Origin of the sequence: Pseudoalteromonas sp. DY56-GL22 (assembly GCF_041414715.1) — a bacterium.
Taxonomy (GTDB): domain Bacteria; phylum Pseudomonadota; class Gammaproteobacteria; order Enterobacterales; family Alteromonadaceae; genus Pseudoalteromonas; species Pseudoalteromonas simplex.
This window is the reverse complement of record NZ_JANHZR010000003.1, coordinates 244,825-266,852: the sequence shown is the minus strand read 5'-3', so window position 1 is coordinate 266,852 and position 22,028 is coordinate 244,825. Positions and strand designations below refer to the sequence as shown.

The 22,028-nt window shown below is 41.1% G+C and carries 22 protein-coding genes and 1 pseudogene; 20 read left to right on the top strand and 3 right to left on the bottom strand.

Going from position 1 to position 22,028, the window contains the following annotated elements; genetic code table 11:
- Positions 1-32 precede the first annotated feature (32 nt).
- The 3 genes from NO991_RS09130 (at position 33) to tsaD (ending at position 2,048) form a co-directional block, all read left to right on the top strand.
- Positions 33-398: a DUF2007 domain-containing protein gene (locus NO991_RS09130; protein ID WP_054551074.1), complete on the top strand. Its 366-nt coding sequence runs from the start codon at positions 33-35 to the stop codon at positions 396-398.
- Positions 382-972 (top strand): YjaG family protein, encoded by a 591-nt coding sequence (locus NO991_RS09125; RefSeq protein WP_054551075.1) that lies wholly within the window; start codon positions 382-384, stop codon positions 970-972. Before NO991_RS09130 ends, NO991_RS09125 begins: the two co-directional genes overlap by 17 nt.
- 62 nt (positions 973-1,034) lie before the next feature.
- On the top strand, positions 1,035-2,048 hold the full coding sequence (tsaD, locus tag NO991_RS09120) for a tRNA (adenosine(37)-N6)-threonylcarbamoyltransferase complex transferase subunit TsaD (RefSeq protein ID WP_054551076.1): 1,014 nt from the start codon (positions 1,035-1,037) through the stop codon (positions 2,046-2,048).
- A 9-nt stretch (positions 2,049-2,057) separates the two neighbouring features.
- Here the strand turns inward: tsaD and plsY are convergent, their stop codons facing one another.
- Complete coding sequence (gene plsY / locus NO991_RS09115; protein ID WP_138599657.1) at positions 2,058-2,660, bottom strand: glycerol-3-phosphate 1-O-acyltransferase PlsY; 603 nt, start codon at positions 2,658-2,660, stop codon at positions 2,058-2,060.
- A gap of 227 nt (positions 2,661-2,887) precedes the next feature.
- Here plsY and folB point away from each other — a divergent pair, with 227 nt between their 5' ends.
- The 8 genes from folB (at position 2,888) to NO991_RS09075 (ending at position 9,042) form a co-directional block, all read left to right on the top strand.
- Entirely contained in the window at positions 2,888-3,244 is a 357-nt protein-coding gene (gene folB, locus NO991_RS09110; protein WP_138599658.1) for a dihydroneopterin aldolase, read from the top strand.
- Positions 3,245-3,246: 2 nt separating this feature from the next.
- Positions 3,247-3,735: a 2-amino-4-hydroxy-6-hydroxymethyldihydropteridine diphosphokinase gene (folK, locus tag NO991_RS09105; RefSeq protein WP_300420324.1), complete on the top strand. Its 489-nt coding sequence runs from the start codon at positions 3,247-3,249 to the stop codon at positions 3,733-3,735.
- Positions 3,732-4,535, top strand: a complete 804-nt coding sequence (locus NO991_RS09100) for an undecaprenyl-diphosphate phosphatase (RefSeq protein ID WP_194441813.1) — start codon at positions 3,732-3,734, stop codon at positions 4,533-4,535. Before folK ends, NO991_RS09100 begins: the two co-directional genes overlap by 4 nt.
- Positions 4,536-4,694: 159 nt before the next feature.
- Entirely contained in the window at positions 4,695-6,038 is a 1,344-nt protein-coding gene (gene mpl, locus NO991_RS09095) for a UDP-N-acetylmuramate:L-alanyl-gamma-D-glutamyl-meso-diaminopimelate ligase (protein WP_054551080.1), read from the top strand.
- 22 nt (positions 6,039-6,060) lie between these two features.
- On the top strand, positions 6,061-6,684 hold the full coding sequence (locus NO991_RS09090; RefSeq protein WP_054551081.1) for a flavin prenyltransferase UbiX: 624 nt from the start codon (positions 6,061-6,063) through the stop codon (positions 6,682-6,684).
- Positions 6,681-7,610: an ABC transporter ATP-binding protein gene (locus NO991_RS09085; RefSeq protein WP_371351950.1), complete on the top strand. Its 930-nt coding sequence runs from the start codon at positions 6,681-6,683 to the stop codon at positions 7,608-7,610. The genes NO991_RS09090 and NO991_RS09085 overlap by 4 nt, the downstream gene beginning before the upstream one ends.
- Positions 7,610-8,377, top strand: coding sequence for an ABC transporter permease (locus NO991_RS09080; protein WP_054551083.1), 768 nt, complete (start codon positions 7,610-7,612; stop codon positions 8,375-8,377). Before NO991_RS09085 ends, NO991_RS09080 begins: the two co-directional genes overlap by 1 nt.
- A complete protein-coding gene (locus NO991_RS09075; protein WP_199529447.1) occupies positions 8,377-9,042 on the top strand; it encodes a tRNA (guanosine(46)-N(7))-methyltransferase TrmB in 666 nt (221 codons plus the stop codon). Before NO991_RS09080 ends, NO991_RS09075 begins: the two co-directional genes overlap by 1 nt.
- Here the strand turns inward: NO991_RS09075 and NO991_RS09070 are convergent.
- A complete protein-coding gene (locus NO991_RS09070) occupies positions 9,039-10,889 on the bottom strand; it encodes an EAL domain-containing protein (RefSeq protein ID WP_300360565.1) in 1,851 nt (616 codons plus the stop codon). The genes NO991_RS09075 and NO991_RS09070 overlap by 4 nt on opposite strands.
- A 248-nt stretch (positions 10,890-11,137) precedes the next feature.
- Between NO991_RS09070 and panP the strand changes: the two genes are divergently transcribed.
- A complete protein-coding gene (panP, locus tag NO991_RS09065; RefSeq protein ID WP_300360567.1) occupies positions 11,138-12,766 on the top strand; it encodes a pyridoxal-dependent aspartate 1-decarboxylase PanP in 1,629 nt (542 codons plus the stop codon).
- A 22-nt stretch (positions 12,767-12,788) separates the two neighbouring features.
- On the opposite strand, the gene argE is transcribed toward panP, so the two are convergent.
- Positions 12,789-13,940, bottom strand: a complete 1,152-nt coding sequence (argE, locus tag NO991_RS09060; protein ID WP_371351949.1) for an acetylornithine deacetylase — start codon at positions 13,938-13,940, stop codon at positions 12,789-12,791.
- 221 nt (positions 13,941-14,161) lie between these two features.
- On the opposite strand from argE, the gene argC reads away from it, so the two are divergent.
- The 8 genes and pseudogenes from argC to NO991_RS09020 all read left to right on the top strand — a co-directional run bounded on the left by argC (position 14,162) and on the right by NO991_RS09020 (position 22,026).
- Positions 14,162-15,172 carry an N-acetyl-gamma-glutamyl-phosphate reductase gene (argC, locus tag NO991_RS09055; RefSeq protein WP_300360570.1) on the top strand — a complete coding sequence of 337 codons (1,011 nt, stop codon included), beginning with the start codon at positions 14,162-14,164 and terminating at the stop codon, positions 15,170-15,172.
- The gene (argB, locus tag NO991_RS09050) at positions 15,172-15,930 is read left to right on the top strand and encodes an acetylglutamate kinase (RefSeq protein WP_138599667.1); all 759 of its coding nucleotides are present in this window, start codon (positions 15,172-15,174) and stop codon (positions 15,928-15,930) included. The genes argC and argB overlap by 1 nt, the downstream gene beginning before the upstream one ends.
- Positions 15,931-15,937: 7 nt before the next feature.
- Positions 15,938-16,858 (top strand): ornithine carbamoyltransferase, encoded by a 921-nt coding sequence (locus NO991_RS09045; RefSeq protein ID WP_054560941.1) that lies wholly within the window; start codon positions 15,938-15,940, stop codon positions 16,856-16,858.
- A 9-nt stretch (positions 16,859-16,867) separates the two neighbouring features.
- Positions 16,868-18,070 carry an argininosuccinate synthase gene (locus NO991_RS09040; protein WP_054551091.1) on the top strand — a complete coding sequence of 401 codons (1,203 nt, stop codon included), beginning with the start codon at positions 16,868-16,870 and terminating at the stop codon, positions 18,068-18,070.
- A gap of 52 nt (positions 18,071-18,122) precedes the next feature.
- Positions 18,123-19,987: pseudogene (argH, locus tag NO991_RS09035) on the top strand (argininosuccinate lyase).
- Between the two features lie 252 nt (positions 19,988-20,239).
- Positions 20,240-20,446 carry a hypothetical protein gene (locus tag NO991_RS09030; RefSeq protein WP_209327181.1) on the top strand — a complete coding sequence of 69 codons (207 nt, stop codon included), beginning with the start codon at positions 20,240-20,242 and terminating at the stop codon, positions 20,444-20,446.
- A gap of 13 nt (positions 20,447-20,459) precedes the next feature.
- The gene (locus NO991_RS09025; protein ID WP_300360577.1) at positions 20,460-20,990 is read left to right on the top strand and encodes a hypothetical protein; all 531 of its coding nucleotides are present in this window, start codon (positions 20,460-20,462) and stop codon (positions 20,988-20,990) included.
- A 502-nt stretch (positions 20,991-21,492) separates the two neighbouring features.
- Positions 21,493-22,026, top strand: coding sequence for a hypothetical protein (locus NO991_RS09020; RefSeq protein ID WP_300360579.1), 534 nt, complete (start codon positions 21,493-21,495; stop codon positions 22,024-22,026).
- The last annotated feature ends 2 nt before the right edge of the window (positions 22,027-22,028 follow it).

Sequence of the window (22,028 nt, the reverse complement as noted above, 5' to 3'; positions counted from 1 at the left end):
ATTTAAAGATAGAAAAGTAAAAGGGAAGTGATTTGCAAAACAGTAATTTAAATCAACCTGCGAAGCAGGACCCATTCACTTGGGTAAAAGTGTTTCAGGCTGAAAATGGCTTAGAGGCAAACATTATTAAAGGGCTTTTAAAAAGTAAAGGGATCGAATCGCAACTGCAAGGTGAGCTTTTGCAAGGGGCGCTTGGGGAGATCCCATTTGAACAAACAGGGGTCGATATACTTGTTTACGCATTAAAAGAGCGCCAGGCGCAAGAAATATTGCTAAACTACCGGCAATTAAAACAATCGGCTCCTGACTGGGTATGCCCAAAATGTCATGAGCTTAACGGAGCAACATTTGAAATATGTTGGTCTTGTGGGACTGTAAAGAATGACGAAAGCGAATAATTTTCAACGTATTAGAGAATTAAACTATTTGCAAAAAGCGGTATTAGGTGGCGCATTACTTGAGCGTATGTTGCCTAATTATAGCTTATTTAGTGAAGCAACAGGGTTCGGTGATGCCGCGGTTTTTCGTAGCGCATTGAGTGTTTGCTGGGAAAAAATCTTACTGCCAAAAAGTAAAATCAGCCTTGAAAAGCAAATTGAGAAAATTGAGCCAAACGTGCCAGAGCTTACTGACTTTGACATGTTTGGCACCTATCCCGCAATCGATACAGCGACAGCTTTGCTTGGCATGCTGCACGGTTTGATAGCCAAAGATGAACAAGAGTTTTTAAATATTAGTAAAATTTCACAGGCCTCGGTGGCTCGTTTCATTGAATATCAACTAACAGTGGATGGTGAAATTGCTGATAACAAAGCTGTTCGTGAACACCCTTTAATGCAGTATGAAATTGATGTGCTTGCAGAGCTTATTGATTTTGTAGAGCAAATGGGCCGAATTACCTCAGAGAACGTAAAAGAGCTTAAGCAACTTGCGGTATCTGACGGTCAAACCAATATTGGTATTGCAATTTAATATTCAGTAATGCGTATTTTCACTGTAAAATACGCATTTGTTTTTTCTTGGCGGAGTAATTGATGCGAATTTTAGGTATTGAATCATCATGTGATGAAACGGGTATTGCCATTTATGATGATGAACAAGGCTTATTAGCACATCAACTGTATAGCCAAGTAAAAGTACATGCTGATTATGGCGGTGTGGTTCCTGAGCTTGCTTCTCGCGATCACGTACGTAAAACCTTACCTTTGATTGATGCTGCCTTTGCACAAGCGGGTTGTGGTCCTGAAGACTTAGATGGCATTGCATACACCGCAGGCCCTGGACTTGTTGGTGCGCTTCTGGTGGGAACCTCAATTGGTCGCTCACTGGCTTATGGTTGGAATATTCCAGCGGTTGCTGTACATCATATGGAAGGTCACCTACTTGCGCCAATGCTTGAAGAGGACAAACCGGAATTTCCGTTTATCGCACTACTGGTGTCTGGCGGCCATACTATGATGGTAAAAGTATCTGGCATTGGTGAATACGAAGTGCTGGGAGAGTCAGTTGATGACGCGGCTGGTGAAGCATTCGATAAAACCGCGAAGTTATTAGGTCTTGATTACCCTGGTGGCCCGCGTTTAGCAAAACTTGCGGAGCAGGGTACGCCTAAGCGTTTTGTATTTCCACGTCCGATGACTGATAAACCAGGCTTAGATTTTAGTTTTAGTGGTTTAAAAACGGCGGCATCGCTTGCTATTCGTGATAGCGATGATGATGAGCAAACCAAAGCTGATATTGCTCATGCATTCCAAACAGCGGTAATTGATACCTTAATCATTAAATGCAAACGTGCATTAAAGCAAACTGGTATCAAACGTTTAGTGATCGCCGGTGGTGTGAGTGCAAACGTGCAATTGCGTGCGCAACTTGAACGAGTAATGCAAGGCATGAAAGGGCGTGTGTATTACCCGCGCACAGAGTTTTGTACAGATAACGGTGCAATGATTGCTTACGCTGGTATGCAGCGCTTAAAGGCAGGGCAGTTTGCTAGCCTTGATATGAAAACTAAGCCGCGCTGGCCTATTGATTCACTCGAAGCGCTTTAATTTACATCACTATTCCTGCTCTGGGGCTTTTTTCTTAGCCCCTACTTTAGGTTCTTCCCCAGCCATCAAGCGAGTAATGTTTGCTCTGTGGCGGAAAATTATCAGTACGGTTAAAAAGGTAACTGGCAGAGTATACAAAGGTTTTATCCACCAAGTATAAATAGGCGCTAATGAAACCGTAACCAGTGCCGCGAGAGATGAGTAACGCGTGATAGCAACAATTAAAAGCCAAGTTGCAATCAACATCCCCCCTAGCGATAAACCAATGGGTAATAACGTGCCAAAAGCGGTCGCGACGGCTTTACCACCTTTAAAGCTAAAAAACAGTGGATACATATGACCCAAACAAGCAGCTACACCAATTAAACCTAACATTAGTGGCTCTATCTTTAAAAAGTAAGCACCCCAAACAGGGATGGTTCCTTTTAAAATATCAAAGACAAGAACTAAAACAGCGGGGACTTTACCACCAAGGCGATAAACATTTGTAGCACCCGGGTTATTCGATCCATGACTGCGTGGGTCTGGTAGTTTAAACAGCCGAGATACAAGGATAGCGGAAGAGACCGAACCTAGTATGTAAGCCAAAACTAACATTAAAACTTCTAACACGCGCTTCCTTATTTTTTAATCTGCACTTTTGGGCTATCATTGGCGGCAAAACCATTTGCCACTCTCGTCGAGTCGGATGTAAGCACCCTATGCAATGCATCTATTCGTTATTGTAGGGGTAATTTTTACATATTAAAACAGTATGACAGCTTATATAGCGCATTATTAAAATTAATAAGCGTTAAGGCTGAGTATTGTTTTTAATATTTATGTCGCTTGGAGTATCAATGGACAAGGTATATATATCACAACTGCACGTAGACACCATCATTGGCGTGTATGATTTTGAAAAAGAAAGTAAACAAAGCCTGTATTTTGATATCGAAATGTTATGTGATATTTCTGCCGCAGCGGCGACAGATGATATAAATTTGGCTCTTGATTATGCCAAAGTGAGTGAGCGAGTGATTGAGCACACAACGGCAAAACCTGTTGAGTTACTAGAAACTTTAGTTGAGCAATTAGCTGCCATTATTTTAGCTGAGTTTGCGACCAGCCAAGTCACTATTCGCGTGAGTAAACCAGCCGCAGTGCCACAAGCGCAAACTGTTGGAGTTGAGATCACCCGATGTAAGGCAAATTAGAGATGGCGCAAATTTTTATAAGCCTAGGTTCTAATGTCAATAAAGAGCACTATCTTCGACAGGCGCTTATCGCGCTGAAAGCTTACTTTCCTGGTTTTATTCATTCATCAGTATACGAAAGTGAAGCGGTGGGGTTTGCAGGTAGTAATTTTTATAATTCAGTGGTTGCAGCAAAAACAGATATGCCATTAGCTAAACTATGTAAACTACTGAAACAAATTGAACTTGATAATGGCCGCACCCGCGAGGATAAAAAATTTAGCCCACGGACATTAGATCTCGATTTATTGTTTTATGATGACATTATCTGTGAAACACCTGCGCAATTACCGCGGGATGAAATAACCAAAAATGCGTTTGTATTACAGCCTCTTGCTGAAATAGCGCCTGATTTTTATCACCCCGTAGCTAAGCTAACTTTGGCTGAGTTATGGAATAATTATAACAACCCCCAACAAAAACTATGGAAGGTGGAGTTTTCTAACCCATGAGTATTATTGAGATAATTGTTTTAGCCCTGATCCAAGGATTGACTGAGTTTTTACCTATTTCGAGCTCAGCGCATTTAATTTTACCCTCACAAGTTTTAGGTTGGCACGATCAAGGCTTAGCATTTGATGTGGCTGTTCACGTTGGAACCTTAGGTGCAGTTGTATTGTACTTTAGAAAAGAAGTGGTCGATATTCTTGGTGCTTGGTTTAAGTCGTTTGGTGCACAAGGTGCAACCGATGATAGTCGTTTAGGCTGGTGGATTATTGTTGCGACTATTCCTGCATTATTAATTGGTTACTTATTCAAAGATTTTGTAGAGAGCTACTCGCGTAATGCATGGGTTATTGCCACCTCAACCATCGTATTTGGTTTGCTACTTTGGTATGCCGATGCTAAAGCAAAGCAAGTTAAAAATATTTACCAAGTAAACTTTTTTAGTGCGCTATTGCTGGGCTTTTCACAAGTGCTTGCTATGGTATTCCCTGGTACATCCCGTTCAGGTATTACTATAACAGTGGGTTTAATGCTGGGCCTAAACAAACAAAGTGCTGCGCGTTTTTCATTTTTAATGTCAATTCCAGTTATTGCTGCAGCAGGTTCATATTATGTATATCAGTTGGCTACTGCAGGTGAGGCGATTGATTGGCATGCAATTTTACTAGGCGCTGGTTTATCATTTGTGTCGGCTTACGCCTGTATTTTCTTTTTCTTAAAAGTGATTGAGCGCATGGGCATGATGCCATTTGTTATCTATCGCTTACTATTAGGTGTTGGTTTGTTTGCATTCTTAATGCTGTAAACAGGCTTTAAACTTAATTTAAAAACACCTCACGTTGAGGTGTTTTTTTATGTTGGCTATTTGGCAAAAGTCTAATGCCGTGTAGTAATGGTAAGTAAAGCTTATATTTGGCATTATAGCGCCTTACTTATCTCTTATTCATTTTGCTCAGGACAGTAGATGCATATTCATATTCTTGGAATTTGTGGCACCTTTATGGGTGGTATTGCCGCAATCGCTAAATCGTTAGGTCACACAGTGACAGGCTCTGATCAAAATGTGTACCCGCCGATGAGCACACAATTAGAAGAGCTAGGTATAAAGCTCACTCAAGGATATGACGTTGCCCAACTAGAACCTGCGCCAGATATGGTGGTAATTGGTAATGCTATGAGTCGGGGCAATCCTTGCGTTGAGTACGTACTTGATAAAGGCTTACCTTATACATCTGGCCCAGAATGGTTAAAGCATAATTTACTGCAAAATTCGTGGGTGTTGGCTGTAGCAGGGACACACGGCAAAACAACCACAGCTAGTATGCTAGCATGGTTACTTGAATACGCTGGAATGACACCGGGCTTTTTGATTGGTGGTATCGTGCAAAACTTTGGTGTGTCTGCTCGTGTTGGCGAAACACCATTTTTTGTTATTGAAGCCGACGAATACGACACGGCGTTTTTCGATAAACGCAGTAAATTTGTACACTACTTACCGCGTACCTTAATTCTGAATAATCTTGAATTTGATCATGCTGATATTTTTGAAGATTTAAACGCGATAAAGAAACAATTTCATCATTTGATGCGTACATTACCCTGTAGTGGCAAAGTAATTTGGCCAAGCCAAGACGAAGCACTACAAGATGTGATTGAACGTGGCCTTTGGAGCGAAAGCGAAACACTGTTAGGTGATTGGGATTACCGCTTACTTAAAGCTGATGGTAGTGAATTTGAAGTGCTACTAGATTCACAAGTACAAGGTGTTGTCAGCTGGCAAGCCATGGGCGAGCACAATGTCAAAAATGCCATAATGGCCATTGCAGCAGCCAGACACGTAGGCATCGCGGTATCAGTCAGTATTGCAGGCTTAGCTGAGTTTATCTCTCCTAAGCGTCGTATGGAGCTGAAAGCCGACATTAACTCAATAAAAGTGTATGACGACTTTGCCCATCATCCAACGGCAATTAAAACGACCTTAGCAGGGCTACGTGCAAAAGTAGGCACTGATAAGATAGTTGCTATTTTAGAGCCTCGTTCAAACACTATGAAAATGGGCGTGCATCAACAAACCTTAATTGATTCACTCGATGCAGCAGATGATGTGTATTTATTTGAGCCAGAAAATTTAAGCTGGTCGCTGAAAGAATATGCAGACAAAGCAGGTATGCATTGCATGAAAAGCACTGAGGAAATCATTACTCAGGTTGTTGGCAACAGTGCGCCGTCACAACATATTTTAATTATGAGTAATGGTGGTTTTGAAGGTATTCATCAGCGTTTAATCACTGCTCTTGAACAAAACTAACCAGTATACGGAGCTTAACTGTATGCAATTTAAAGATAAAATAACGTTAGCTTTTAGCGGTGCCTCTGGGGCTCCTTATGGCTTAAGGTTATTAGAAGTATTACTTGAACAGCAGTTTCAGGTGTATGTATTGATTTCAAGTGCGGCAAGAGTGGTCTTTGATACAGAATCGAATATCAAACTTTCGGGTAATGAAGACAAAGCGACAGAGCAACTGAGTACACTTTTTAATGCCGCTCCTGAGCAACTTAAAGTATTTGGTAAAGACAACTGGTTTAGCCCTGTTGCATCTGGCTCTGCTGCGCCGAAAAAAATGGTGGTATGCCCGTGTAGTGCAGGTTCAGTATCTGCAATTGCGGTCGGGGCATCAGATAACTTACTCGAACGCGCCGCTGACGTGGTCATTAAAGAGCGTGGGCAGCTGATTTTAGTCCCGCGTGAAACGCCATTTAGCGAAATCCACCTTGAAAACATGCTGAAGCTAGCACGACTAGGCGTAACTATTATGCCTGCGGCACCGGGCTTTTATCATCAACCAGAGCAGATTTCCGATTTGGTTGATTTTATGGTGGCGCGAATTTTAGATCATTTAAACATTGAACATACTTTGACGAAACGTTGGGGTTATGGAGAGGGCAAACAGTGAGCGAAAAAACGATCGCATTAAATATTGAAGGCCTAAAAAAGGTTTATAAAAATGGTGTTGAAGCCGTAAAAGGCATTGATTTACAAGTTCAGCAAGGCGACTTCTTTGCCTTACTTGGACCAAACGGGGCAGGTAAATCAACCACTATTGGTGTTATCTCATCGTTAGTGAATAAAAGTGCCGGTCGAGTACAGGTATTTGGTCACGACATTGATACAGACCTTGAAGCAGCTAAGTCAGAACTTGGCTTAGTACCGCAAGAATTTAATTTCAGTCAGTTTGAAACACTAAATCAAATTTTGGTGAACCAAGCAGGCTATTACGGTGTACCAAGAAAGCTGGCGCATGAGCGTGCTGAAAAATACTTAAAGCAGCTAGGCTTATTTGAGAAAAAAGATAAACAAGCGCGCACCCTTTCAGGTGGTATGAAGCGTCGTTTAATGATTGCTCGTGCACTGATGCATGAACCTAAATTGCTTATTTTAGATGAACCAACAGCCGGTGTTGATATTGAGCTACGCCGCTCTATGTGGGATTTTCTTCGCGAGATAAATAAGCAAGGTGTGACCATCATCTTGACTACCCATTACCTTGAAGAGGCTGAGCTGTTATGTAAAAACATCGCGATTATCGACAGCGGTGTGATTGTTGAAAACACCACCATTAAAGCGTTACTTGCCAAGCTTGATAAAGAAACCTTTGTACTGGATTTAAAGCAACCTGTGCAGCCAATTAGCATCGACTGTTACAAATACACACTGACTGACGACCACACTTTAGAAGTTGAAGTGGCGAAGTCTCAGGGCTTAAACCAAGTATTTAGTGCCTTGAGCGAGCAAGGTAACACAGTGCTGAGTATGCGAAATAAAGCAAACCGTTTAGAAGAGCTGTTTGTAGGGTTATTAGAACAAGGGCGAGGCGAATAATGTTTAAATATGGAGTAGCGCTAAAAAGTATTTGGATCAAAGAGTGTATTCGCTTTTTACGTATTTGGGTGCAAACCTTAGTTCCGCCGGCAATCACGATGAGCCTGTATTTTGTGATTTTTGGTAATCTGATTGGTTCTCGTATCGGTGATATGGGTGGCTTTACTTATATGGAGTTTATTGTCCCGGGTCTGATTATGATGTCGGTGATCACCAACTCTTACTCGAATGTTGCCTCGAGTTTTTATTCGACTAAATTTCAAAAAAGCATTGAAGAGCTCTTAGTTGCACCAGTGCCAAACTACATCATTGTACTTGGCTACATGGGCGGTGGTATGACACGAGGCATGCTGGTTGGTTTAATTGTTACCTGTGTCTCTTTGCTATTTGTTGATATTCAAATTCATAATATTTTTGTGATTATGGCTACGGTTATTTTAACGTCGGCTGTGTTTGCATTAGGCGGACTTATCAATGCTATTTATGCTAATAGCTTTGATGATATTAGTATTATCCCGACCTTTATTTTAACGCCGCTGACTTATCTCGGTGGGGTGTTTTACTCTATCACCTTGTTGCCAGAATTTTGGCAAGGCGTATCGCAAGTAAACCCAATTATTTATATGGTAAATGCATTTAGATATGGCTTCTTAGGTGTGTCTGATGTCGACTTATCGGTAGCATTTGGTGTACTTGGTTTATTTATTGTGGGGTTATTTACCTTAGCATTAACCCTTATTAAACGTGGTGTGGGGCTTAGACACTAATGACGGATGCAAATTCGAGAAGTATTGTATCGAATCAACCTGGCTTACATGAAAAGCTAGACGAAATTGTTTTAAAGCACTTAAGTGCTGAATTTAAAAAGCCGATTGCAGAGCATACGCAATCAGCTTTTGATCAGGTAAACGAAAAGGTGCAAGCGTTTGCAGGGCCTATTATTCTTGATTCCTGTTGTGGTGTGGGTGAAAGCACCGCAAACTTAGCAAAGCGCCACCCAGATGCGTTAGTGATTGGTATTGATAAATCATCACATCGTCTAGATAAGCATGATATCGAGTACAAGCAAACGGATGCGGGGCAGTACATTTTAGTGCAAGCTGATTTAAACGATTTTTGGCGCTTGGCGGTGGCTGCAAACTGGCAGCCAAGCCATCACTATCTGCTGTATCCAAATCCTTGGCCAAAAGCCAAGCACTTGCAAAGACGATGGCATGGCGCTGCTATATTTCCGTTTATCGTTAAATTAGGCGGTCGCTTAGAGCTCAGAAGCAATTGGGATATATACGTTAAAGAGTTTGCCCGCTCATTAGAGCTTGCTGGGCATAAGTGCGATGTTGAACTATATGAGAGTGATATTGCCATTACTCCATTCGAACGAAAGTACTGGGCCAGTGGTCAACAAAGCCACCGCTTGGTGATCAACCTTTAATGAATATAGGGAGTTGGCGGTGCAAAGTGACTCCCTTGCATTAAAGTCACACCCGCGCGAGCTAGTGCGTCTGCTATTTGCTCGTTATCAACTTGCTCAGCGATTACATCTAATTTGAGTTGCTGAGCGTATTTCACCAAGTTTTCAATAAACAGATAGTTATCTTTACTAGTATGAATTTGGCTTACCAACCCTTTATCTAATTTCAAGCCATCGATCTCAAGCTTCCTAATGTGAGGCAAGTTTGAAAAGCCTGCGCCAAATTCATTAATAAAAACCTGAGCACCTTTATTCTTTAAAGTGCTAATAAAGGTTTTTATTTCACCAAAGTAAGCAATCGCATCGCGTTCATGGAATTGAAAGATAATATTATGGGGTTGTGGATAACGCCTTAGCTGTAATTCAAAAAACTCGCTCAAGCTTGGGTCAAGGATATCCTGTGCTGTAATGTTGATACTCCAGCGTACATTGGTTTTCCTAAATTGCTCAATACAACGAGTAAATATAGTACGTCTCAAGGGGCCATCCATGCGTGAGCGCTTTAGTACCATCATAAAGTAATCAGGTGCGTGAATTCGACCAGTTGAACTTACCATTCTGGCAAGGCATTGATAATGATCTACGGCCTTACTTTGGTTGTTATAAATTGCTTGAAAATAAGGCACTATGCGATTGTTATCGAAGGCTTCTTTGACTTCTTTAGCAAGGAAAACGTTACTTTTAAATTGTTCTTCAACTTGTTTAAAAACATTTTCATAGCGTATTAAACGCTGGTTGTTTAATTTGGCCTGCTGAAGTGCTATGTGGGCGTTTTCTATCAGTAATAATTTATTACCTGTAGCGACACCTGCGGATAAGCTGACATAAATAAACGGTTCTTTGAGTGCTGGGATCGCATTGTTAAAAGCGTTTATTACTTCGTTGATATTATGCTCATCAGTATGAGTACGTAATAATGCGATTTTATTGGTTGTTAAACGGTAAATACCGCCATCACGAGGTATACGTGATTGAAAGTACCTAAGTATGTTAGCCATCACTTTATCACTCACTTCACTGCCATAAAAACTGCTGATGTCTTCAAGCTCGTTGATGATGATAATCGCCAATTCCATACGGTGTTTGGTCGTTTTCTTTATGTGATATTCAAGGGCAACATGATTAGCAAAGCCAGTGCGTGCGTCTGTTGATAGCGAGCGTTTAAGCTGTAAAAAATATAATCCTGCTATAAGTAATGCAATAAAGAAGAAAAAGCTACTGGTAACCATCGCCCTTGTAACGCTTTGCTGAAGCTGCTGGTTTAAGTCACTTATAGTAATGTCTGCGCCAGTTATATAAGTTTGGCCATTATCATCGACAAAAGTAACAAAGATACTTTTAAAATACCCCCATTGATCCTGCGATATTTCAAAAACGGGTTCGGTCGAATAAAAGGCCTCTTTGTTAAGTTCTGTCGCTTCGGGGTAGGCATCTAAAAACTGTGTGACACGACCAGTGTTTTGATCTTTTTGAGTGTAACTTGAGGCGCTAAAGTAGACTTTGTCATCGCGAAGGACCATTGCATACACATAAGCAAGTTGCATTTGCTTTGCGTACTCTGAAAGGGCAAGACTCTTTTCTTTGTAGGTAGAACTGGAAATAGGTAGACCAGCATTGACTGTATTATGGTAGTCATCACCTAGGATATGCTTGACACTGACCGCGGCATTTAGCAATTTGCTATCGATATTTGCCATGATCTCACTACGTGTGGTTTCATAGGTATAATAGATATAGCCAAATAAACTAATAAAAAAAACGGCGAAACCATATAGCAGCCAGCTAGTTTTTTGCATTCCTTTGGGCATAAACGTTCCCTTTGCGGTTATCGTTTGATTATACTTAAAAAATACTTCTCTGATAGTATAATTTGACCGCAAATTTCATCAATAAATCATTTTTTTGTCATCGAAATTATGCCTTTTTAGCTTTATGCGAGACATTTTCGTGATATTCCAGTAAAGTTAGCCAATTTCGTAGCAACAGTGCCGCAAAAGTGTTCACCAAGATGTCCCATCATCAGGTGCATTTTTAGCTGCTAATTATGGGTATTAGGATGGATCAAAAGCGTTGTGCCGTCGCCTCTAAAGAAAGCTTGATTCGTATTTTTACGGTGCCAGAAGCACCAGACTCGACATTAAGTAAAATCGAATCTGAAATTTCTAGCAACTTAGCTGGGTTCTTAAATGAGAATATAGCTGCAATTGAAAAGCCTTTGCACGAAATTGAAAAAGACTTTCAAACGGCCACTATCCCAGAAGAGCCAACCTTTGTTTCTGATTATGCTCAAGATATTATGGAGCAGTTGGTTGCTCATTCAGTGCACACTGCTGCACCAAGCTTTATTGGTCACATGACCTCAGCGTTACCGCATTTTGTGTTACCGCTTTCTAAATTAATGGTCGGTCTAAACCAAAACCTAGTAAAAATTGAAACTTCAAAGGCATTTACGCCACTTGAAAGACAAGTTTTGGGCATGATGCATCACCTTGCTTATGGTGAAGACGACAGCTTTTATAGCAAATGGATGCACAGTGCGAAAACGTCATTAGGTGCATTCTGTTCAGGTGGCACTGTCGCTAACATTACCGCCTTATGGATTGCCCGCAACCGTTTATTAAAAGCCGATGGTGACTATAAAGGCATTGCTGCACAGGGTTTAATCGCGGGAATGCTGCACTATGGTTACAAAGGCTTAGCTGTGCTTGTTTCTGAGCGAGGCCATTACTCATTAGGTAAAACCGTTGATCTACTAGGTATTGGTCGCGATAACATTGTCGCAATTGCAACCGGCGAAAATAATAAAGTCGATGTCGATGCGATGCGTAAAAAGGCCCATGAGCTTGAAGCGTCTGGCATTAAGGTAATGGCACTTGTGGGTGTTGCTGGTACGACTGAAACGGGCAGCATAGATCCACTCAATGAAATGGCTGATTTAAGCGAAGAACTAGGTTGTCATTTTCATGTTGACGCTGCATGGGGCGGTGCAACCTTACTTTCTTCAAATTACCGCCACCTATTGAGCGGTATTGAGCGCGCTGATTCAATTACCATTGATGCTCACAAACAAATGTATGTGCCAATGGGAGCGGGTCTGGTGTTATTTAAAGACCCTGCAGCGACGGATGCTATTGAGCATCATGCGGAATATATTCTTCGTAAAGGCTCAAAAGATTTAGGCAGTCATACCCTTGAGGGCAGCCGCCCAGGTATGGCAATGTTAGTGCATGCTTGCTTACGTGTTATTGGCCGTAAAGGCTACGAGATGCTAATTGATCGCAGTATCGTGAAAGCGCGCACTTTCGCCGATATGATCAAGCAGGATGAAGATTTTGAATTAATCTCAGAGCCTGAACTTTGCCTATTAACCTATCGTTACGTACCAAAAGAAATCCAAGCGAAACTGAAAGAAGCTGACGAAGAAACTAAATTAGATATTTACGCTTCGTTGAATCGCTTTACTGCAAGCATGCAAAAGCGTCAGCGTGAAGCGGGTCGCTCTTTTGTATCGCGTACACGTTTAACTCCTGCAAAATATGACCATCAGCCCACCGTGGTTTTTCGTGTTGTATTAGCCAACCCGTTAACCTCTAAAGCAATTCTAAAAGATATTTTAGCGGAGCAAAAAGAGCTGGCGAAAACTGACCCGGTATTTAAAAAATATTTAAGTAAGTATATGGATTAACAAAGGGAGCGTGATGCTCCCGTTATTCACTAAAGCAGCTTGCTTTAATCATGTTACTGATAATCGCTTGTGATGGTTTAATTTTTTCCATCGCCAAAAACTCATCTGGCTGGTGGGCTTGGTTAATTGAGCCGGGCCCCATGACGATGGTTTCGCAGCCAAGCTGTTGAATAAAAGGGGCTTCTGTACAATAGTTTACAGCGACAGCGGGTTGACCTGAGATTTTTTCGGCCAGCTTTACAAGTGCTGTATCAGTGCTACCACTAAATGCTGGGATAGGTTCATGTATGTCGATAACGCTCACTGCATTTGGGTATTGGGCATTAATCTCTTCTGCAGCAGTTAGCAAAATGGCTTGTAGTTCTTGCACACTTAAACCAGGTAAAGGCCGCATATCAATGTGCATTTCACAGCAGCCACAAATGCGGTTGGCATTGTCACCACCATGAATATGGCCAAGGTTCAAGGTTGGGTACGGAATTTCAAAGTGCTCGACTGAATATTTATTCTTTAATTCTTCTTTGATGATTAACAGTTTTGTAATCATTTTATGCATGACTTCGATGGCGTTTAAACCACGTTCAGGATCAGAGCTATGGCCTGAGCGACCAATTACGCGGATCGCTGTACTCATATGACCTTTATGAGTAAATACTGGTGTCATATCTGTTGGCTCACCAATAATACAGCGCGCTGGTTTTAAGTCTGGGTGACGGCAAATTTGTTGCGCACCTGCCATTGTGGTTTCTTCATCGGCTGTGGCTAGGATTAATAGTGGCTCTGTTTGTTTAGTTTCATCAAGCTCGCTGATAGCCTGTAGTACAAAGGCAAAAAAGCCTTTCATATCAATACTACCTAAGCCATAAAGTTTATTGTCATGCTCGCTGAGTTTAAATGGATCGTAGTTCCAGCGGCTATCATCAAATGGCACAGTATCAGTATGACCTGCAAGCATTAAACCGCCATCTCCTTTACCGCGTTTAGCTAATAAGTTGTAACGGCCTTTGCCGTTTTCAAGCTCTGTTATTTCACATGTAAAACCCAGGCTTTCGCACCAGTCTGCGAGCAAGGTAATTACCCCTTTATTGCTCATGCACAAAGAATCTTCAATCGCACTAATTGAAGGGGCAGCAATTAGCTGCTGATACATAGATATAAAAGAGGGTAGCGACATAAAAAAATCCAAAAATAATTATTCAATCTAATTGCATAACAATATAAAAGTATTTATGATGAATATCAATTCACTTTTTGAGCATAAATATTAGCAAAGCTGTACGATGAACACGAAACGACGATAACCTGATTTGATTACTTTAGACAGTGTTTTTATTCGCAATTGAGCGAGTAATTTTAGGCGTATCGATAAACAGATTTAATAGGTAAAAGTAAGCAATGAATGTAGTGATTATTGGCGCAAGTGGTTATAGCGGCGCAGAGCTAGCAAGTTTAGTTGCTAAGCACCCCAAACTGACCCTACAAGCATGTTATGTGTCTGAAGGGAGTTTAGATAAAGGCAAATTATTAAGCGATTTATACCCTGAGCACCTTGGATTGTTAGAGTATCCACTACAACCTCTAACAGCTGAGGCTTTCCAAGATATCGAAAGCAATGCTGACTATGTATGCCTGTGTACTGATCACAAGGTCAGTGTTGATCTTGCTCCGAAATTTTTAGCCATGGGTAAAAAAGTATTCGACCTATCTGGTGGTTTCCGTTTAGCTGGGAATGAGGATTACCTGACTTATTACGGTTTCGCACATGAACACCCTACGCTTTTAGAGCAAGCAGCGTATGGTTTAGCCGAATGGAATAGCGATGCAATTAGTAAAGCGAACCTTGTAGCTGTCGCGGGTTGTTACCCAACAGCGGCTCTTAATTCTTTAAAACCACTTAAAGAAGCAGGGCTATTAGCTGATCAAGCCATTATTGTTAATGCGGTGTCAGGTGTTACAGGCGCTGGCAGAAAAGCCAGTGTTAACACGCACTTTTGCGAAGTGTCACTTGCTCCTTATGGCTTGTTTAACCACAGACACACACCTGAGATTGAGCAGCACCTTGGTCACCCTGTGTTATTCACCCCACATTTAGGTAATTTCCCTCGCGGAATCTTAGAAACTATTTATGTGCAATTAAAACCAGGCGTAACAGTAGAGCAAGTGAGCGCGGCGTATCAAGTGTTAGCTAACGAGCCGTTAATTCGTTTACTTGGCAATAAAATTCCAAGCATTAAAGGCGTCGCTAAACAACCATTTGTTGATATTGCATGGCAGCAAAAAGGTGAGCAACTCATCGTTATGTCAGCGATTGATAACCTTCTAAAAGGCGCAGCTGGGCAAGCATTACAGTGTATTAATTTAGCCATGGGTGAACCTCACCACACTGGTTTGGTAGGAGCGCTGTAATGAAAACTTGGATCATTAAAGTCGGTGGTGCTGTGTTAAATAGCGCAGATGCCGCAAAAGCGCTTTTTGATGTTTTAGCCTCTGAACAAGATAACTTTGTTATTGTTCATGGTGGTGGTGCCTTGGTTGATGCTTGGCTTAAAGACGCCGGCTTTGTAACTGCAAAACATCAAGGTTTACGTATCAGCCCAAATGAGCAAATGCCATATATTGTTGGTGCTCTTGCCGGTTGTGCCAATAAACAATTGATGAGCCAAGCAATCAGCGCTGGCCACAAACCTGTTGGTTTAAGCCTTTATGAAGCGGGTGTACTGGTATCTGAAAAACTTAAAGTATTGGCGCAAGTAGGTCAGTGCTCAGGTAGTTGTGACAGCGTGCTACCTAGCATGCTTGAACAAGGTCGTTTACCTCTAGTGAGCTCTATTGGTTTTGGGGAAGATGGCCAATGGTACAACGTCAATGCAGATGAAGCTGCAGCGGCTATCGCTAAAGAGCTTAATGCAGAACTTATTTTTATGACAGATGTAGAGGCTGTGCTTGATGCCAATAAGCAGCCACTACATCAACTTAATACGCAGCAAATCGAAACACTTATCCTTGAAGGAGTTATTCAGGGCGGGATGGAGGTCAAAGTAAAGACCAGCCTTCTTGCTGCCCAACATTTACGACGTGGTGTGTATATCTCAAGCTGGCTGAAGCCAGAGAACTTAGTCGCTTTATTAAAAGGCGAGCATGTAGGAACGAAAATTACACCATAGGTATTTCATGTTAAAAAATTTCTTAAATGGTCTTGAATTAGACCAAAAAGGCGCACTTAAATTACTAAACTTAGCGCAAAAAATTAAAGCAAACCCAACAGACTTCAGCCAAGCATTAGCGGGCAAATCAGTGGTTACCTTGTTTGAAAAGCCAAGTTTACGTACTCGTTTATCATTTGATATTGGTATTAATAAACTGGGTGGTCACGCAGTTTATTTAGATTCACAAAATGGTGCCATGGGCGCTCGTGAATCGGTTAAAGATTTTGCTCTTAATATCTCAACTTGGGCTGATGGCATTGTTGCTCGCGTGAATGCGCACAAAACACTGACCACACTTGCTGAATATTCATCGGTGCCTGTTGTTAATAGCCTATGTGATTTATATCACCCATGCCAAGCACTTGCTGACTTTTTAACGCTGCAAGAAGTGCATGGCGATGTTAGCAAACTAAAGCTTGCTTACTTAGGTGAAGGTAACAACGTCACACACTCTCTAATGCTATTAGCAGCCACTTTAGGTACTGATTTTGTTGCAGTTTGTCCTAAAGGTAGCTCGCCAGATTCGCAAATTCTTAAGCAAGCAGAGCAAATTGCAGCAATGAATGGTGCGTCTGTTATGGTGAGTGACAGAATTGAGGCGGCAGTTGGCGCAAATGCAGTCTATGCTGATACCTGGGTTTCAATGGGTGATAAAACACCGCTTGAGCAGGTAAAAGCTAAATATATGCCTTATCAGCTTAACCAAGCCCTATTAGAGAAAACCGGTGCGCAGACTGTACTTCACTGTCAGCCAGCGCATCGTGAGTTTGAAATTACCTCTGAGGTAATGGATGGTCCAGCATCAAAAATTATTCAACAAGCAGAGAATCGTATGCACGCGCAAAACGCTCTACTTGTCACATTATTAAATCCAAATTTTGTTTAAGGAACACCAATGAGTTCAATTAAAAAAGTCGTATTAGCCTATTCTGGTGGTCTTGATACATCGGCAATCGTGCCATGGTTAAAAGAAAACTACGGCTGTGAAGTAATCGCGTTTGTCGCTGATGTAGGCCAAGGCGCAGAAGAGCTTGAAGGCGTTGAAGAAAAAGCCATTGCTTCAGGTGCGTCGGAATGCCATATCGTAGACTTAAAAGACGAAATGGTCAGTGACTATATTTACCCAACTTTAAAAACGGGTTCTATTTACGAAGGTACTTATTTACTAGGTACATCTATGGCGCGTCCAATCATTGCTAAAGCGCAGGTTGAAATTGCCCGTAAAGTAGGCGCTGATGCGCTTTCACATGGTTGTACTGGTAAAGGTAACGATCAGGTGCGTTTTGAGTCATGTTTCGCAGCCCTTGCACCTGATCTAAAAGTGATTGCACCGTGGCGTGAGTGGGACTTATCAAGCCGTGAATCATTACTTGATTACTTAGCTGAGCGTAATATTCCGTGTTCTGCGTCAGCTACAAAAATTTATAGCCGTGATGCTAATGCTTGGCACATTTCTCACGAAGGTGGTGAGCTTGAAGATCCATGGTGCCAACCAAGTGATCAAGTATGGACGTGGACTAACTCGCCTGAGCAAGCACCTAATGAAGCAGAATATGTAACATTAAACGTTGTTGAAGGTGAAGTGGTTGCTGTTAACGGTGAGTCATTAAAACCATATGACTGCTTAGTTAAATTAAATGACATTGCTGCGCCGCATGGTGTGGGTCGTGTTGATATCGTAGAAAACCGTTTAGTGGGTATGAAGTCGCGTGGCTGTTATGAAACACCAGGAGGCACTGTGATCATGGCTGCTCTTCAAGCGATTGACGAGTTAGTGCTAGATAAATCAAGCCGTAAATGGAAAGAAGTGCTTGGTGGTGAGTTCTCTCATTTAGTCTATGATGGTCGTTGGTTTACACCATTAAAAGACTCGATTCTTGCAGGTGCTGAATCACTGTCTAAGTTAGCAACGGGTGAAGTAGTGCTTAAGCTTTATAAAGGCCAAGTCACTGCGGTACAGAAAAAATCACCGAATAGCTTATACAGCGAAGATTTCGCAACCTTCGGCGAAGATGATGTATATGACCAATCTCATGCAGAAGGCTTCATTCGTTTATTCTCGCTTTCAAGCAGAATCTCAGCACTAACGAAAAAGTAATTTAATTATTGCCCTGCATTGCAGGGCAATAGCCGAATTTGGAGACAGTTCAATGGCACTATGGGGCGGACGTTTTTCTACGGGTCCAGATGAAGCGTTTAAACAATTCAACGATTCACTTCCTTTTGATTATCAACTTGCAGAGCAAGACATTATTGGTTCAGTTGCATGGGCTGGAGCGTTAAAACAAGTAAACGTTTTAAATCAGCAAGAATACGATGACTTAGTTGCGGCACTTAATAAGCTGTTAGATGAGGTTAAAGCGAACCCACAAGCAGTGGCTGTAGCAGGGCATGAAGATATTCATTCTTATGTTGAATCAGCACTGATTGATAAAGTGGGTGACCTTGCTAAAAAGTTACACACTGGTCGTAGCCGTAATGACCAAGTAGCAACAGATTTCCGTTTATGGTGTCGTGATACAGCTGAGCATATTCTTGAAGCAATCGCAGAGCTGAAAGGTGAGTTTATTGCCTTAGCTGAGCGTGAGCTTGGCACTATTTTACCGGGTTACACACACTTACAGCGTGCACAACCTGTGTTATTTAGTCATTGGTGTATGGCTTATGTTGAAATGCTTGAGCGTGATGAGAGCCGTTTAAGCGATGCCAAAAACCGTATGAACTATTGCCCACTTGGTAGCGGTGCATTAGCCGGTACTGCGTACCCAATTGATAGGCAAATGCTTGCCGAAGGGTTAGGCTTTACCGGTGCCACACGCAATAGCCTTGATGCTGTATCAGATCGTGATTTTGTGGTTGAGCTATTAAGCTGTGCATCGATTTCGATGATCCACTTATCGCGCATGGCTGAAGATTTAATTTTCTATAACTCGGGTGAAGCGGGCTTTATTGAGCTTTCTGATGGGGTAACATCAGGCTCTTCACTAATGCCGCAAAAGAAAAACCCAGACGCACTAGAGTTAATTCGTGGTAAAACGGGCCGCGTTTTTGGCGCATTCAGTGCCATGATGATGACATTAAAAGCCCTGCCGCTTGCTTACAATAAAGATATGCAAGAGGACAAAGAGGGCTTATTTGATGCGATGCCAACTTGGCTGGCATGTATTCATATGGCGCAAGCGTGTATCAAAGGCATTAAAGTTAATGCAGATAAAACATTAGCAGCTGCAAAAGGTGGTCACTCAAATGCGACTGAACTTGCTGATTATTTAGTGGCTAAAGGTATTCCATTTAGGGAAGGTCATCACATTGTTGGTACGCTCGTGCAAATGGCTATTGCACAAGGGAATAACTTAGAAGATTTAAGTTTAGAGCAATTTAAGTCAGTGCATAGCATTTTCGAATCAGATGTATATCCTGTATTAGAAATAGACGCCTGTATTAAAGCAAGACAAGCTCTGGGTGGCACCTCTCTTGAGCAAGTAACAAGTGCCATCAAATACGCAAAAAAAAACAGCAAATAGCGGTACGTGACGCAACCTTAAATGATGTTGAGTCTATTGCTAAGCTAATTCAGCATTGGGCTACGGTAGGTGAAAACCTACCACGGGCTAAGAGCGACATGATTCACTCAATTAATGAGTTTGCTGTCACGGAAGTTGAAAACCAAGTTGCTGGCTGTGCCTCGCTGTATATTTACGACACTGGTCTTGCTGAAATTCGCTCGCTTGGGGTGGACCCCGAATCACGAATTGCCGGGCAGGGGCGTCAACTTGTTGAATATCTGCTTAAAAAAGCCAAAAGCTTGGCGCTTAGTCGGGTAATTGTTCTGACAAGAGTGCCAGAATTTTTTGCAAGCCAAGGTTTCAGCTTTTGTAGCAAAGACAGTTTGCCAGAAAAAGTGATCAAAGATTGTGAGCTTTGCCTTCGTAAAGATAATTGCGATGAAGTGGCAATGGAATATATTTTAAAGCCAAGTAATAGCGCGGTGATCCCGTGTAAACACGTGGTTTAATTTTCCCTGGATAGGAAAAACGCACGGTTACCCCTGTGCGTTTTTTTATGTCTGAAATTTAGATTTACTGACTTTTATGATCAAAATGATCAACTTTTGTAAAAGTTGGATCGTTAATTGCTTTTATTATCAATGCGGTGGCAACGCCGCGATGAAGTATAAAAAAGCGTCAAAAAAATGAGAGCGCTTAACTCAGCTTACAAGCTATTGTAAGCTACACTGAAAAAACAATTAACTTAAAGGAATTAACTTATGCAAGTTTCAAACAATAGCCAATTGCAAATGCAAGCTTATAGCCAAATGCAACAAACAAAGCCTGCTTTGGAACAAACTACTAGTAATAAAACCCTGCAATCTGATACAGTAACTTTATCAAAAGAAGCGCTGTCTTTATCAGGTGGTGTAGAGATTCAACGTGGCGGTGGTATCATTATTGATCCAGATAAAAGGCCACAATAAAAATGGATAGTCGATGTTTTTGACAGATCATTTCGGTTTATCATTAGGAGCCCTAGTGGTTTGGGGCTTCATGATGGCTTTTTTCTTTAATATCTTTTTATATACAGCTACTCCGAAGAAAAATCTAATTTTATTATTTTCTTCTTTTATAATGTTTATCTCTTACTTTTCAAGTGATTCTTTCTTTTCTTGGTTCTCAACAACAGAAACTTACCTTCACTGGGCTGTCTGGGATTTAGTGACACTCTCTTTAATTCTTCTTTTTGCTAAATTTATAAAAGACCAAAAACCGACAGCTTTTTATTACGTTTGTACAGGGTTGTTAGTTAATACAGTATTGTTCCTTGCTATCTACTACGATATTTATGTCAAATACACAAAAGAGCCTTGGATTCTTTGGGATATATACTCTTTTGGAGTAAACATCGCAGATTTTGTGATGATAGTAGCACTGATAGTCGATAGAGACTTCTTAGGTTTAGTTAAACTTAAGGCATGTCTTTCAAGCTTACTTAAACACAAGGTTGCCCACCCTCAAGCTTAAATTATGTATATAGATGCTTTTTTGGGGGACTTATTAGGGGCCTTCATCGAGTGGGGCTTCTTGATGGCCTTTTTATTTAACTTAGCGGTTAATATTAATAAAACAGATAGTAGAGTTCTTGTTTTATCTTTTATTATGATGATTTCATACTTCATCAGTGGCTTCGTTAAGCTCTCTATTTATAGTTATCTGAACTGGTTTTACTTTGACTTACTAACTATAGCAGTGGTCTTATATTGGATGTACTGTGCCAAGGTAGCAAACTTTTTCGGAACAACATACATCCTTTTAGGACTTATTCTCAACTCAATTCTAATGTTATCGATATACATAGATATTTTTATTTACGAAAACAAGTCAGAGTGGTTTCTTTGGACCTTGTACTCATTTGGCGTAAATACCATTGATGTAATTATGATTCTCGTACTGCTTTTTAATAAGGATTTTCTAAAGCTTCATCATGTAGTAGGGAGAATTTTTTCAAACGAAAAGGTTAAGAGCTTTGGCTGAGTTTCACAAGTATGTAAGTGCTTATCTAGCAACATTTATTATGTGGGGCTTTCTGATGGCTTTCCTATATAACATGGTTAGTAAGTCAATCGTGCCCAATGGTGACAAAACTTTAATGTGGATTTCGCTAACAATGTTTTTGTCTTATTTAGCCTCAGATCCACTAACCTCAGCTACTTTTCAGATTGAGTCGATGAGTTATGCAACTGCCTATGTAGTTTGGACAGTTCTAGATCTAACTTGTATTGGTGCAATACTGCTGATAACTAAGGATAAATCGATCTATAGTTACCCTGCAAAACTCTATGTAATATTAGGTTTATTAATTAACTGTTCTCTTTTTATCAGTATGTATATAGATATTAATATACTTGAGAATACAGAAGAGTGGTGGTTATGGGGCTTTTATACGGTTACAGTCAATATTGTGGATGCAATGATGCTCATCGCCCTTTTCAGTAATAAAGATTTTCTAGGGCTTGTGAAGCTTTATAGGCGAGTTCGAGGCCAAGCTGAACCAGCTTGACC

What these genes read in the sequence shown, in the direction of transcription:
- NO991_RS09100 (WP_194441813.1), top strand. Translation starts at nt 3,732, where the DNA reads ATGAGTATTATTGAGATAATTGTTTTAGCCCTGATCCAAGGATTGACT.
- tsaD (WP_054551076.1), top strand. Translation starts at nt 1,035, where the DNA reads ATGCGAATTTTAGGTATTGAATCATCATGTGATGAAACGGGTATTGCC.
- folK (WP_300420324.1), top strand. Translation starts at nt 3,247, where the DNA reads ATGGCGCAAATTTTTATAAGCCTAGGTTCTAATGTCAATAAAGAGCAC.
- NO991_RS09090 (WP_054551081.1), top strand. Translation starts at nt 6,061, where the DNA reads ATGCAATTTAAAGATAAAATAACGTTAGCTTTTAGCGGTGCCTCTGGG.
- NO991_RS09040 (WP_054551091.1), top strand. Translation starts at nt 16,868, where the DNA reads ATGAGTTCAATTAAAAAAGTCGTATTAGCCTATTCTGGTGGTCTTGAT.
- NO991_RS09070 (WP_300360565.1), bottom strand. Translation starts at nt 10,889, where the DNA reads ATGCCCAAAGGAATGCAAAAAACTAGCTGGCTGCTATATGGTTTCGCC.
- argB (WP_138599667.1), top strand. Translation starts at nt 15,172, where the DNA reads ATGAAAACTTGGATCATTAAAGTCGGTGGTGCTGTGTTAAATAGCGCA.
- NO991_RS09075 (WP_199529447.1), top strand. Translation starts at nt 8,377, where the DNA reads ATGACGGATGCAAATTCGAGAAGTATTGTATCGAATCAACCTGGCTTA.
- mpl (WP_054551080.1), top strand. Translation starts at nt 4,695, where the DNA reads ATGCATATTCATATTCTTGGAATTTGTGGCACCTTTATGGGTGGTATT.
- folB (WP_138599658.1), top strand. Translation starts at nt 2,888, where the DNA reads ATGGACAAGGTATATATATCACAACTGCACGTAGACACCATCATTGGC.
- argC (WP_300360570.1), top strand. Translation starts at nt 14,162, where the DNA reads ATGAATGTAGTGATTATTGGCGCAAGTGGTTATAGCGGCGCAGAGCTA.
- NO991_RS09125 (WP_054551075.1), top strand. Translation starts at nt 382, where the DNA reads ATGACGAAAGCGAATAATTTTCAACGTATTAGAGAATTAAACTATTTG.
- NO991_RS09080 (WP_054551083.1), top strand. Translation starts at nt 7,610, where the DNA reads ATGTTTAAATATGGAGTAGCGCTAAAAAGTATTTGGATCAAAGAGTGT.
- argE (WP_371351949.1), bottom strand. Translation starts at nt 13,940, where the DNA reads ATGTCGCTACCCTCTTTTATATCTATGTATCAGCAGCTAATTGCTGCC.
- NO991_RS09045 (WP_054560941.1), top strand. Translation starts at nt 15,938, where the DNA reads ATGTTAAAAAATTTCTTAAATGGTCTTGAATTAGACCAAAAAGGCGCA.
- NO991_RS09025 (WP_300360577.1), top strand. Translation starts at nt 20,460, where the DNA reads ATGTTTTTGACAGATCATTTCGGTTTATCATTAGGAGCCCTAGTGGTT.
- NO991_RS09030 (WP_209327181.1), top strand. Translation starts at nt 20,240, where the DNA reads ATGCAAGTTTCAAACAATAGCCAATTGCAAATGCAAGCTTATAGCCAA.
- panP (WP_300360567.1), top strand. Translation starts at nt 11,138, where the DNA reads ATGGATCAAAAGCGTTGTGCCGTCGCCTCTAAAGAAAGCTTGATTCGT.